Origin of the sequence: Pseudomonas sp. B19(2017) (genome assembly GCF_002113165.1) — a bacterium.
Classification (GTDB): domain Bacteria; phylum Pseudomonadota; class Gammaproteobacteria; order Pseudomonadales; family Pseudomonadaceae; genus Aquipseudomonas.
In genome coordinates, this window is the sequence record NZ_NEJR01000002.1 from 172,801 (window position 1) to 185,484 (window position 12,684).

Below are 12,684 nucleotides of genomic sequence, written 5' to 3' on the forward strand. Positions count from 1 at the left end.
CGCCTCTGGTCGGGGGTGAAGTCAGGCAACACGCTCAGGGCACTGCCGCCTCGAACTGGTTGCCGCTGTTGTCCTGCAACACCAACCGGGTCGGCCCGGGGCCCTGAATGTCGAAGCCCAGGTTGGGGTTTTCGCTGACTGCCGGGTACAGTTCCAGGCTGGCCAGGCGCTGGCCGTCCGCGCCTTGCAGCTCGGCATGGTTGAGGAAGAATTCGGGAATGCCGCTGACCAGGCCATTGTCCATCGGGTGGGCCACCTGCAGGCGCAGGCGGCTGCTGTCGCCGCGCGGGTAGCGCCCGCCGAGGACTTCACCAAGGTGCTCCTCCCAGCCGGGCTGAGTGCGTACCACGCTGGGTGCGGTGCAACCGCCACCGGCGGCATCGATCAGGGTCGAGCCGACATGCCACAGGCCGTCGCGCGTCAGCACCGCAGCGCGCAGCGGTGTAGCCTGTTCGATACGGATACGGATCGACAACCAGGGCAGCACGCGCTCGCCAGGCTGGAAGTCGACAATGCGCGGCAGCGGGTTGAGTTCGGCCCAGGCGAGGATCCGCACCACCTCGCCGCTGAACGCCCGGGCGTCGATCTCCAGCGGTACCTGGCGGGCGTCCTCGGCAAAGGGTGGCGCCAGCAGCTTGACCCGGTCATCGAACACGAATGCGGCCTGGCCGAGCAGCTGCTTGTGGTAGAAGTCCCACATCACTGACGGCACCGGGTCCTTCTGGCTACCTGGCTCACTGGCCTGGGCCTGTGCGGCCCAGGGCATCCAGCAGGCCAGCAGCAACGTTGCTCGCCAGTTCATCGCCCACTCCTTGATGAAACAATTGTCCATTGAGCCAGCGCCGCCCCTGTGGGAGCGGGCGTGTCCGCAAACACGGGCGAAGCCCGTGCCATCCTCCGCGGTGCCTGCTTCGCGGGCATGCCCGCTCCCACAGGGATACGCATGCGCTACTGATACATTTCCGGGACTTGATAGCGCAGACCGTAGTGGGCATAAATCGCTTTCATCCGCCCATCGCGAATCAACGCCTCAAGCGCCTCCTCCACCGCATAGGCCAGTTGCCGGTTGCTTTCATGCACCGCCATGCCGATCTCCCAGGCCTGCTTGCCCAGGTTCGGGTAGGCGTTTTCCGCCAGGGCCAGTTGCGGGTCGGCGGTGCGGTGCAGCTGCCAGTCAACCTCGCCGCGCATCGCCATCACCGCGTCGACCTGGCCGGCCTGCATGGCATCGAAGGCCTGCTGCACATTGGGGTAATGATGGGTTTTTGCACCCAGCATGCCGTTGAACACTGACGTCAGGTAGAACGACGGCACGCTGTCCACCTCGACCCCGATCGGGTGCTGCCGGAACACCGCGACACTGGCCACCGAGGGCAGGCGGCGGCGATCATAGGCGACCTGCCAGCGCTCCTCCTGATAAGGGCCGAACATGACCACCTGGGCGTTTTCCAGCTCGCCTACCTCGTTGCGTCGCTGCGCATAGGCATGGTCGTATGGCACCCGCATCATCAGGTCGGCCAGTTGCTGGTGGCGCAGCGGGCTGCCGCGCCAGATGTAGTCGCGCAGATCGTCGTCGAGCTTTTCTCCCGGCGGCGCCCAGATCAGCTGCAAGCGCACCCCCAACGCCGCCGCCAGTGCCTGCGCCAGCTCGACATCGACACCGCGTGGCTGGCCGTGGTCCTGGAAGCTATAGGGCGCAAAGTCCTTGTACACCGCCACCTTCAGCTCACCGGCAGCGATGATCGCGTCGTAGCTGCGCACCTGTGCCTGCGCCGCTGCGCAACACAACAGCAGGCCGCTCAACAGCACCGCCAACAGACGCATGGCCGTCACTCCTCGACGTGCACGCTGTCCAGGTAGGTACGCACCGCCCACAGGGCTTCCTGGCTCAGGTAGTCGGCCATTTTCGGCATGTACACCCGGCCGTCGCGAACGGCGCCATGGCGTACCCGTTCGACGAACCATTCATCCCCCGCCTCGCCGGCATCGAGCATGCGCAAATCCGGGGCGATACCGCCGGACTTGGCCTCCAGGCCATGGCAGGCGGCGCAGTTCTGGTTGTAGGCGGAGGCACCGATTTCCACGGCCTTGTCGTGCTCGGGAGAGGTGCGGTACGGGTTGACCGCCGCCCAGCCATCGGCGTCCAGGGTAACGCCGGCGTCCTTGATCGGGGTCAGGCCCTGGGTTTCCACGGCCTGCGGCACCACATTGCCATGTGCCCAGGCCGTGCCAGTCAGCACTGCACTGGCAAGCAGCCCGGCAGCCAGCAAGACGTTGCGTTTTGTTGTCATTTTTATGCCCTCACGATTGCACGCAGGCCTCAACCACAGAGGCCGTGCCGCCATCTTAGAAACAGCCCGCAGGCGGCCGAATGCTGCTTTGGTGGCCGCGCCTTACTCCCTTGGTAGTAGGGCTTGTGGCGAAGGGCCAAATGAGGTGCCCTGCGGGAACTATTCCCGGCAAGGGCGGGAATTTTTCCGTATCCGGCTACGCCCGCCCCGTCCCACCCTGTGCAGGCCAAAACCTCCACTGGGAACTGCAACCATGACAACAAGAACGCTACCCGCCCCTTCCCCTCTGGCCCTCAGCGTGCGGGCCCTGCTGCTGGCCGGTAGCCTGGCCCTCGGCAGCATGGCCACTGCGGCCACCGCCCCGGCACCTGCCAGCAAGAACGTGACCTGGGAAGACATCGCCAACGACCACCTGACCACCCAGGACGTGCTGCAATACGGCATGGGTACCAACGCCCAGCGCTGGAGCCCGCTGGCCCAGGTCAACGACCAGAACGTGTTCAAGCTGACCCCGGCGTGGTCCTACTCCTTTGGGGACGAGAAACAGCGCGGCCAGGAATCCCAGGCCATCGTCAGCGACGGCGTGGTCTACGTCACCGGCTCCTATTCGCGGGTGTTCGCCCTCGATGCCAAGACTGGCAAGCGCCTGTGGACCTACAACCACCGGCTGCCGGACAACATTCGCCCCTGCTGCGATGTGGTCAACCGCGGCGCGGCGATCTACGGTGACAAGATCTACTTCGGCACCCTGGACGCGCGGGTCATCGCCCTCGACAAGCGCACCGGCAAAGTGGTGTGGAACAAGAAGTTCGGTGACCACGCCGCCGGCTACACCATGACCGGCGCGCCAGTGCTGATCAAGGACAAGACCAGCGGCAAGGTACTGCTGATCCACGGCAGCTCCGGCGATGAATTCGGCGTGGTCGGCCAGCTGTTCGCCCGCGACCCGGACACCGGCGAAGAGGTGTGGATGCGGCCCTTCGTCGAAGGCCACATGGGCCGCCTGAACGGCAAGGACAGCACCCCGACCGGTGACGTCAAGGCGCCGTCCTGGCCGGACGACCCCACCACCGAAACCGGCAAGGTCGAAGCCTGGAGCCACGGCGGCGGTGCGCCTTGGCAAAGCGCCAGCTTCGACCCCGAGAGCAACACCATCATTGTCGGCGCTGGCAACCCCGGCCCCTGGAACACCTGGGCGCGCACCTCGAAGGACGGCAACCCGCAGGACTTCGACAGCCTGTACACCTCTGGGCAGGTCGGCGTCGACCCGAGCACCGGTGAGGTGAAATGGTTCTACCAGCATACGCCCAACGACGCCTGGGATTTCTCCGGCAACAACGAGCTGGTGCTGTTCGACTACAAGGGCAAGGACGGCAAAGTGGTCAAGGCCACCGGCCACGCCGACCGCAACGGATTCTTCTATGTGGTGGACCGCAGCAACGGCAAACTGCAGAACGCCTTCCCCTTCGTCGACAACATCACCTGGGCCAGCCACATCGACCTCAAGACCGGTCGCCCGGTGGAGAACCCCGGTCAACGCCCGCCCAAGCCGCTGCCAGGTGAAACCAAGGGCAAACCGGTGGAAGTCTCGCCACCGTTCCTGGGCGGCAAAAACTGGAACCCCATGGCCTACAGCCAGGACACCGGCCTGTTCTACATCCCCGGCAACCAGTGGAAGGAGGAATACTGGACCGAGGAAGTGAACTACAAGAAGGGCTCGGCCTACCTGGGCATGGGCTTCCGCATCAAGCGCATGTACGACGACCACGTCGGCACCTTGCGCGCCATGGACCCGACCACCGGCAAACTGGTGTGGGAGCACAAGGAACACCTGCCGCTGTGGGCTGGCGTGCTGGCGACCAAGGGCAACCTGGTGTTCACCGGCACCGGCGACGGCTTCTTCAAGGCCTTCGACGCCAAAACGGGCAAGGAGCTGTGGAAGTTCCAGACCGGCAGCGGCATCGTCTCGCCGCCGATCACCTGGGAACAGGACGGCGAGCAGTACATCGGCGTGACCGTGGGCTACGGCGGCGCAGTACCGCTGTGGGGCGGCGACATGGCCGAGCTGACCAAGCCGGTGGCCCAGGGCGGTTCGTTCTGGGTATTCAAGATCCCCAGCTGGGACAACAAGACTGCACAGCGGTGACTGCCTGAGCTGACCTGCGGTGCAGCCTGTCGCTTGTAGGAGCTGCCTTGTGCTGCTCCTGCAGGCGATGGGCCGCAAAGCGGCCCCAGCATGTATACCCGACTTCACATCGAGAGCCTTTCGCCATGAACTACCTGCCACTTGCCTTGCTGATCGTGCTGTCCCCTGCCATGGCCGAGAATGCCGACGACGCTGGCAACGATCCCCCTCTTACCATCAACGGCTGCGTGATTGCCGAGGCCAGCCAGTGCCCGGGGGCAGACCTGCGCGGTGCCAACCTGGCCAACCAGGACCTGCGCAAGATGAACCTGGCCGGCGCCGACCTGCGCGATGCCGACCTGCGCCATGCCCGGCTGGACCTGGCCAACCTGGAAAAGGCCAGCCTGCAAGGCGCCAACCTGACCCGCGCCAGCCTGCAGCAGAGCAACCTGCGCCTGGCCGACCTGAGCCATGGCCGGCTTGTGGCCATTCAGGGCTGGGGCCTGTTTGCCCAGGGTGCGCAATTTGCCGACGCCGACCTGAGCGCGGCCTACCTGCAGTTCGCCAGGTTGTCAGGGGCAAAGATGCACCAGGCCAACCTGCGCGCGGCGGACCTGGAAATGGCCTGGCTGAGCAAGGCTGACCTGCAAGGGGCCGACCTTGGCGATGCCAACCTGCAGGAGGCCAAGTTTGGCCAGAGCAACCTGGCCCGCGCCGATCTGCGCGGGGCGCGGCAGCATTACGGGAATTTTCAGGAGGCCAACATGGAGGGGTGCAAGGGGTGCCCTGAGACCTGGGACAATTGAGCAAAGCGTGCTTGGGCACATTGTTCCCCTGTGGGAGCGGGTTCACCCGCGAACACCGGCGAAGCCGGTGCCATATACCGAGTCGCCTCATTCGCGGGTGAACCCGCTCCCACAGAGTCACTGCTAAATCCATCAGTCATATGTTGGCCTTCAAAGAAACCTCACCCCGCCACCCGCACCACCCCCAGATCAATCCCCAGGTGCACCAACTCGGCATGCGAACTGACCTGCAACTTGCTCTTGAGCAAGGTCAGGTGGTTGGACACGGTCTTGGCGCTGATGCACAGCTGCTCGGCAATCCCCCGCACCGGTGTGCCCTTGGCCAGCATCACGAAAATCTCCAGCTCACGCTGGGTCATGCGCTGCAGGCGCGGGTCATTGGCATTCTGCTGTGAGGTGCAGGCCAGCTGGGTGGCCAAGGGCTGTTCGATATAGGCATGCCCCGCCAACACCCGCTGCACCGCCTCGATCAGCACTTCGGGTGCCGAGTTCTTGGTCAGGTATCCCGAGGCCCCGGCATCCAGCGCCTGGCGCACCAACGGCAGTTCGTCATGCATGCTGAAGAACAGCACCCGTAATTGCGGCAAGCGCTGGCGCAGGCGCCGGGTGGTTTCCAGGCCACTGATACCTGGCAGGCCGAAATCCATGATCACCAGGTTGGGCACTTGCTCCTGAACCCGCGCCAGCGCCTCTTCGCCACTGGCAGCCTCACGCACCTGTACTGTCGGCAGTACCGCACGCAGCAGGCTGGCATAGCCCTGGCGGACCACGGCGTGGTCATCGACCAACACGATATTCATCACACCTCCATGGGAATGTTCAGGGCCAGCGCCCAGCCGGCACCCGGGCGGCTGAGGATGCGCAGCTCACCACCGAGGCTGCGGGCGCGCTCGGCCATCGAGTGCAGGCCAACTCCGGGGCGCTGGGGCTGGCTCGCGCCGCGACCGTTGTCGCGAACCAGCAGGCGCAAGCCCTTGGCGCTGCGTTGCAGGCGTACCCGCACCTGGCTGGCGCCGGCGTGCCGGGCGACGTTGGTCAACGCCTCCTGCAGCAAGCGATACAAATGCGTACGGCTCGCCCCAGGCAGCACCGGCAGTTGCTCACCGACCCGCAGGCGGCAATCGATACCCTGGCTGGCCTGCCATTGGCTCACCAGCAGGCCGAAGGCCTCGGCCAGCGGCATGTGCTGCAACGCCAGCGGATACAGGTCATGCACCAAGGCGCGGAAACCCTGCTGCAGGCGTTCGCAATCGAGCTCCAGGGTACGTGTTGTCTGCACCACCTGGGTGGGCTGGTCGGCCACCATGCGCAGCAGGCAGAGCTGGGCGCGAATACCCGCCAGGTATTGCCCCAGGTCGTCGTGCAGGGTCTGCGCCAGGTGGGTGCGTTCCTGCTCCTGCACCGCCAGCAGGGCCTGGGTCAGCTGGGTATTGTCGGCCCGGGCCTGCTCCAGGGAGGCGGTCATGTGGTTGAAGTGCCCGGCCAGCTGGCGCGCCTCCGGCAGGCCGGCCTCGCGCAGGCGCGTGGTCAATTGCCCGCCCGAGACCTGGCGCAAAGCCTGCAGCAGATCGTCCAGCAAGCCCATGCCCCGCCGCACCGCCCAGCGGATGGTCAACAAGCTCAGCAACAACGCCACGCCGCACAAAACCACCAGCTGCTGCAGGGAGTCGCGGACTTCATCGATTTCATCCCGGGCATCCACGGCTATCAGCACCCGGCGGCCGTCACCCAGTTCCAGCAGCCGGCTGCTGTGGTGGCGCTGGCCAAGCAGTTGGCGGCCCAGCCAGGCATCCAGGCCGGCCTCCCGCGGCAGGCGCGCGGCTTCATCCGCCGCCAGCCAGTGCACTCGCACATGGCGCAGGCGTTGCGTCAACCGTGGTTGCAGGCGCTGCGGATCGCGCTCGGCGGTGTCGCCGAGGTACGCCACCACGGCCTCGGCCGACTGCAACTCCCTCTCCACATCAGCCACCGCCTGATGCAACAGTACCGCGGCACAGGCCAGCGTCACCATCGCGAAGCAACACGTGACCCCGAGGTTGATCCGCCACTGGGCCGACAGGTTGACGAGGCGCATGGGGTGGTTCTCCTCCAAGGGTGCTGCGGCCCATCGTAAAACCCGGGCCCGCGTGGTGAATTACTACCTTGGTACCGGCCGAGCGCTACTTTCTGCATATTCCCCCCTCCCGACGGGCTTCCTATGCTGGCGCCATCTGCCGTGGAGTTGCCTTATGCGCCAGCCTGCCCATCTTGCCCTGACCTGCCTGCTGGCCCTGGCCGCGACGCTTTCTGCGAGCCCGGCGCCCGCCGCACAGGCCCAGGCCGCGGCCCCCTTGCAGGTACGCATCGGCTACCTTGGCTATCGCCCCGATCCCGGCCCGCTGCTGTCCAATATCATCCCTGAGCCCGTCGATGCCGGGCTACAGGGCGCTGAACTGGCGATCGTCGACAGCAACAGCAGCGGGCGTTTTCTCAAGCAGGAGTTCCACCTGGCCAACGCCAGCGTCGATAGCCCCGAAGCCCTGCTGCAAGCCGCCAGGGCCCAGCATGACCAGGGCCTGCGGCTGTTCGTGGTAAATGCCCCAGCCGCCAGCCTGCGTGCGCTGTCTGCCGCCCTGCCCGACAGCCTGCTGTTCAACGCCGGCAGCCCGGACGACAGCCTGCGCAGCAGCCAGTGCCTGGGCAATGTGCTGCACAGCCTGCCCAGCCGCGCCATGCTGGCCGATGCCCTTGCGCAGTTCCTTGTGCTGCGCAAATGGCCACGGGCGCTGTTGATCGTCGGCCAGACCGACGATGACCGGGCCTACGCGGCGGCCTTGCGCCGCGCCATGAAGCGCTTCGGCATGCAGCTGGTGGCGGAGAAAGCCTGGACATTCGACAACGACCAGCGCCGCAGCGCCCAGGCCGATATGCCGCTGTTCACGCAAACCGCCGAGTACGACGTGGTGCTGGTGGCCGACGAGCGCGGCGACTTCGGCGAGTACCTGCCCTACCAGACCTGGTACCCACGCCCAGTGGCCGGCACTCAGGGCCTGACCCCCACCGGCTGGCACAAGACAGTGGAAACTTTCGGCGCGGCGCAATTGCAAAAGCGCTTCGAAGCCCAGGCCGGGCGCTGGATGAACGACCGCGACTTCGCCGCATGGATGGCCGTGCGCAGCATGGCCAGCGCGGTGAGCAAACTGCGCCAGGCCGAGCCCCGCGCCCTGCAGCAACTGCTGCTCAGCGAGCAGTTGCCGCTGGACGGTTTCAAGGGCCGCAAGCTCAGCTACCGCCCCTGGAACGGCGAGCTGCGCCAGCCGATCCCGTTGGTGCAGCCGCGGGCCCTGGTCAGCACGTCGCCGCAGGAGGGCTTCCTGCACCCGTTCAACGAAATGGATAGCCTGGGCTACGACAAGCCCGAAGTGACCTGCGCCTACCCCTGAACCGATAACCACAACAAAAAAGGATTTCGCCATGCGTCGCTCCCCATTTCACCGGGCACTGCTTTACCCCAGCCTGCTGTCGGGCGCCCTGGCCCTTGCCAGCGGGCACGCCGTGGCCGCGACTGCCTGGGTGTCGAACGAGAAGGACAACAGCCTCAGCCTGATCGACATGCAGACCCTGCAAGTCACCGGCACCCTGCCGGTGGGCCAGCGCCCGCGCGGCCTGCTGCTGTCGCACGACAACAGGCTGCTGTACATCTGCGCCAGTGATTCGGACCGGGTTCAGGTGATGGACGTGGCCACCCGCAAGATCATCAAGGAACTGCCCTCCGGCAAGGACCCCGAGCAGTTCGCCCTGCACCCCAACGACCGCTGGTTGTACGTGTCCAACGAGGACGACGCGCTGGTGACGGTGATCGATACCCAGACCGACAAGGTGCTCGGGCAGATCGACGTCGGCATCGAGCCCGAAGGCATGGCGGTGAGCCCGGATGGCAAGTGGGCGGTGAACACCAGCGAAACCACCAACATGCTGCACTGGATCGACACCAGCACCCAGACCCTGGCCGAAAGCACCCCGGTGGACCAGCGGCCGCGCTTCGTCGAATTCAGCCAGGACGGTTCGCGGCTGTGGGCTTCGGCGGAAATCGGCGGCACGGTAACCATCCTCGATGTCGCCAGCCGCCAGGTACTGAAAACCCTGAACTTCCAGATCAAGGGCGTGCACCCGGACAAGGTCCAGCCGGTGGGCATCAAGCTCAGCGCCGATGGCAAGTACGCGTTCGTCGCCCTGGGCCCGGCCAACCATGTGGCTGTGGTCGATGCCAGGACTTATGAAGTACTCGACTACCTGCTGGTGGGCCGGCGCGTCTGGCAACTGGCGTTCACCCCGGACCAGAGCCAGTTGCTGGCCACCAACGGGGTCAGCGGCGACGTTTCGGTGATCGATGCCAAAAACCTCAAGGTGCTCAAGTCGGTGAAGGTTGGCCGCTACCCCTGGGGCGTGGTGGTGACGCCATGAATACCCTCGAAGTCAGTGACGTGAGCTTTGCCTACGGCCAGCGCGAGGCGCTCAGGCAGGTCAGCTTCAGCCTGGTGCCGGGGCGCTTCGCCGCCTTGCTGGGCCCCAACGGTGCCGGCAAGTCGACCTTGATCGCCCTGCTTACCCGGCTGTACGACCTGCAGCACGGCGACATCCGCGTGTGCGGCTGCTCGCTGCGCAACGCAGCGAGTGCGGCCTTGCACCAGCTGGGCGTGGTGTTCCAGCAAAGCACCCTGGACCTGGACCTGAGCGTGGAGCAGAACCTGCGCTACCACGCCTCGCTGCATGGCCTGTCGCGGCGCCAGGGCAGTATTCGGGTCGATGCCGAGCTGGCCCGCCAGGGCCTCGATGAACGCCGACGTGAGCCGGTCCGGGCGCTGAACATCGGCCATCGGCGCCGGGTGGAGATTGCCCGCGCGCTGCTGCACGAGCCGCGCTTGCTGTTGCTCGACGAGGCCAGCGTCGGCCTTGACCCGGCCAGCCGCCTGGCGCTCAACCAGCACCTGCGGCTGCTGTGCCGCGAGCAGCGCCTGAGTGTGCTGTGGACCACGCATCTGCTTGACGAAGTGCAGCCCAACGATGACTTGCTGATCCTGCATCAAGGGCGCCTGGTGGCCAGCGGCACGGCCGATGCCCTTAGCCTGGAGCATGGCGGCGACCTCGACCATGCCTTTGCCCGCCTGACCAGCGCCCCCTCAGGAGCCAACGCCCGATGAACGCTTACTGGCAGTGCTTCAATGGCATTCTCCTGCGCGAATGCCTACGTTTCGTCCTGCAGCGCACACGCTTTCTCAGCGCCCTGGTGCGCCCGTTGCTGTGGCTGCTGGTGTTCGCCGCCGGCTTTCGCGCGGCCTTGGGTATCGCGATCATCGAACCCTACGACACCTACATCCCCTACGAGGTGTACATCATCCCGGGCTTGGCCTGCATGATCCTGCTGTTCAACGGCATGCAGGGCTCGCTGTCGATGGTGTATGACCGGGAAATGGGCAGCATGCGCGTGCTGCTGACCAGCCCGTTGCCGCGGCCCTTCCTGCTCGGCAGCAAGCTGCTGGCAACCTCGTTGATTTCCCTGCTGCAGGTGTACGCGTTCCTCGCCATCGCCTGGCTGTATGGCGTGCAGCCACCGGCCGCAGGCTTGTTGCTGGCGCTGCCGGCGTTGTTGCTGGTGGCGCTGATGCTCAGCGCCCTGGGGCTGTTGCTGTCGAACGCGATTCGCCAGCTGGAGAACTTTGCCGGGGTGATGAATTTCGTGATTTTCCCTCTGTTCTTCCTGTCCTCGGCGCTATACCCGTTGTGGAAAATGCGCGAAGCCAGCCAGTGGCTGTATTGGCTGTGCGCGGTCAACCCGTTCACCCATGCCGTGGAACTGGTGCGCTTTGCCTTGTATGAACGCTTCAACCCACTGGCGCTGGTGGTATGCCTGGTGCTGACCGTGCTGTTCAGCCTGCTGGCGATCCTTACCTTCAACCCCCAGCATGCGGCGCTGCGCAAGCCGCGCTGACTGGCCGCAATCCAATTGTCCCACAGGGTTGCGCGCCCGGTTTTCTAATACTTTAGTACTGCCTTTGCTGTCTGATCGTCGCATTCACAATGCACCGCCACTGGCATGTAATGGGCCTATAACAAAAAGGATAAACCCCATGCCACGTGCCCTGCCCCGGCTGCCACGCCCCTTGCTGGCGGCGCTTTCCCTGAGCCTGTCGCTGGGCTTCGCCCAGGCCGACACCACGCCGCTGTTCTCCGCCGAGGGCTATCGCACCACCCTCTACCGCAGCCCGACCCCACAGCAGGTCGACGGCGGCCAGGTCATCGACACCACCAGGCTGCAAGGCCTGCTGGGGCACACCCCCAAGCCGGTGCTGATCGACGTTTACCGCCGCCAGTGGCTGCAAGGCCGCTTCATCGAAGATGAGCCCCACGCCAACATCCCCGGCAGCCGCTGGCTGGCCAACACCGGCGACGGCGAGCTGAGCCCGGCGTGGCACGATTACTTCGTGCGCAACCTGCAACAAGTCACCGCCGGGCGCATGGAGCAACCGCTGGTCTTTTACTGCCGCTCCGATTGCTGGTTAAGCTGGAACGCGGTAAAACGCGCCAAAGCCCTGGGCTATAAGAGTCTGTATTGGTACCGCGACGGCCTGGACGCCTGGCAGCAGGCCAACCTGCCACTGCAGCCGGCGCAGCCAGAACCCTTCCCCTGAATTCATCGCCTGCGAACGCGTGCCCCGCTCCATCCAATAAAAACGAGGTGAAAAGGCCATGTACAAAATTCTGATTGCCGACGATCACCCCCTGTTTCGCGAAGCCATCCACAACGTTATCAGCGATGGCTTCCAGGGCAGCGAAATCATCGAAACTGCCGACCTGGACAGCGCCCTGGCGCTGACCCACGAGCACGATGACCTCGACCTTATCCTGCTCGACCTGAACATGCCCGGCATGCATGGCCTCAATGGCCTGATCACCCTGCGCAACGAGGCACCGACCACGCCGGTAGTGATCGTCTCGGCCGAGCAGGAGAAGCAGATCGTGCTACAGGCCATCACTTATGGCGCGGTGGGTTTCATCACCAAGTCCTCGCCACGCTCGCAGATGATCGAAGCGATCGAGCAGATCCTCAACGGCAATGTCTACCTGCCGCCCGACATCATCCGCGCCCAGAAAAGCAGCAGCAGCCGGCGCCTGAACGATGCCCCGAGCTTCCCGCCAGAGATGCTCCAGGCCCTGACCCGCAAGCAGCTGCTGGTGCTCGAACGCATGACCAAAGGCGAATCGAACAAACAGATCGCCTACACCCTGGATATCGCCGAGACCACAGTGAAGGCCCACGTTTCGGCGATCCTGCGCAAACTCAACGTGCACAACCGGGTGCAGGCCATTCTCAGTGCCGGTGATATCGATTTCGCTGATTACCTGCGGCGTTGACCTGTTCCGGCCTCTTCGCGGGCTTGCCCGCTCCCACAGGTATTGCGCAACACTGAAACCTGCGGGAATC

Annotated in this window: 13 protein-coding genes; 8 read left to right on the forward strand and 5 right to left on the reverse strand. The window is 65.2% G+C overall.

The features are described 5' to 3' along the window. Window positions 1–34 precede the first annotated feature (34 nt). The 3 genes from CAF70_RS03815 to pedF form a co-directional block, all read right to left on the reverse strand. Entirely contained in the window at window positions 35–802 is a 768-nt protein-coding gene (locus tag CAF70_RS03815) for a quinoprotein dehydrogenase-associated SoxYZ-like carrier (RefSeq protein ID WP_085622348.1), read from the reverse strand. Between the two features lie 146 nt (window positions 803–948). After that, complete coding sequence (locus CAF70_RS03825; RefSeq protein WP_085622344.1) at window positions 949–1,824, reverse strand: ABC transporter substrate-binding protein; 876 nt, start codon at window positions 1,822–1,824, stop codon at window positions 949–951. Window positions 1,825–1,829: 5 nt separating this feature from the next. Next, window positions 1,830–2,291, reverse strand: coding sequence for a cytochrome c-550 PedF (pedF, locus tag CAF70_RS03830; RefSeq protein WP_085622342.1), 462 nt, complete (start codon window positions 2,289–2,291; stop codon window positions 1,830–1,832). 253 nt (window positions 2,292–2,544) lie between these two features. On the opposite strand from pedF, the gene exaA reads away from it, so the two are divergent. Both exaA and CAF70_RS03840 read left to right on the forward strand, forming a co-directional pair. Then, window positions 2,545–4,437, forward strand: coding sequence for a quinoprotein ethanol dehydrogenase (exaA, locus tag CAF70_RS03835; RefSeq protein WP_085622340.1), 1,893 nt, complete (start codon window positions 2,545–2,547; stop codon window positions 4,435–4,437). 125 nt (window positions 4,438–4,562) lie between these two features. After that, window positions 4,563–5,222: a pentapeptide repeat-containing protein gene (locus CAF70_RS03840; protein ID WP_085622338.1), complete on the forward strand. Its 660-nt coding sequence runs from the start codon at window positions 4,563–4,565 to the stop codon at window positions 5,220–5,222. 161 nt (window positions 5,223–5,383) lie between these two features. On the opposite strand, the gene CAF70_RS03850 is transcribed toward CAF70_RS03840, so the two are convergent. Both CAF70_RS03850 and CAF70_RS03855 read right to left on the reverse strand, forming a co-directional pair. Further along, the gene (locus CAF70_RS03850; RefSeq protein WP_085622336.1) at window positions 5,384–6,022 is read right to left on the reverse strand and encodes a response regulator transcription factor; all 639 of its coding nucleotides are present in this window, start codon (window positions 6,020–6,022) and stop codon (window positions 5,384–5,386) included. Further along, complete coding sequence (locus CAF70_RS03855; RefSeq protein WP_085622334.1) at window positions 6,022–7,296, reverse strand: histidine kinase; 1,275 nt, start codon at window positions 7,294–7,296, stop codon at window positions 6,022–6,024. The genes CAF70_RS03850 and CAF70_RS03855 overlap by 1 nt, the downstream gene beginning before the upstream one ends. A gap of 154 nt (window positions 7,297–7,450) precedes the next feature. On the opposite strand from CAF70_RS03855, the gene CAF70_RS03860 reads away from it, so the two are divergent. The 6 genes from CAF70_RS03860 (at window position 7,451) to CAF70_RS03885 (ending at window position 12,614) form a co-directional block, all read left to right on the forward strand. After that, window positions 7,451–8,644: an ABC transporter substrate-binding protein gene (locus CAF70_RS03860; protein ID WP_085622332.1), complete on the forward strand. Its 1,194-nt coding sequence runs from the start codon at window positions 7,451–7,453 to the stop codon at window positions 8,642–8,644. 31 nt (window positions 8,645–8,675) lie between these two features. Further along, window positions 8,676–9,665, forward strand: coding sequence for a YVTN family beta-propeller repeat protein (locus CAF70_RS03865; RefSeq protein WP_085622330.1), 990 nt, complete (start codon window positions 8,676–8,678; stop codon window positions 9,663–9,665). Continuing rightward, window positions 9,662–10,402, forward strand: coding sequence for an ABC transporter ATP-binding protein (locus CAF70_RS03870; RefSeq protein ID WP_085622328.1), 741 nt, complete (start codon window positions 9,662–9,664; stop codon window positions 10,400–10,402). The genes CAF70_RS03865 and CAF70_RS03870 overlap by 4 nt, the downstream gene beginning before the upstream one ends. Then, window positions 10,399–11,190, forward strand: coding sequence for an ABC transporter permease (locus CAF70_RS03875; RefSeq protein WP_085622326.1), 792 nt, complete (start codon window positions 10,399–10,401; stop codon window positions 11,188–11,190). Before CAF70_RS03870 ends, CAF70_RS03875 begins: the two co-directional genes overlap by 4 nt. 139 nt (window positions 11,191–11,329) lie before the next feature. Next, a complete protein-coding gene (locus CAF70_RS03880; RefSeq protein WP_085622324.1) occupies window positions 11,330–11,890 on the forward strand; it encodes a PQQ-dependent catabolism-associated CXXCW motif protein in 561 nt (186 codons plus the stop codon). 58 nt (window positions 11,891–11,948) lie between these two features. Further along, complete coding sequence (locus CAF70_RS03885) at window positions 11,949–12,614, forward strand: response regulator transcription factor (RefSeq protein WP_085622322.1); 666 nt, start codon at window positions 11,949–11,951, stop codon at window positions 12,612–12,614. Window positions 12,615–12,684 lie beyond the last annotated feature (70 nt).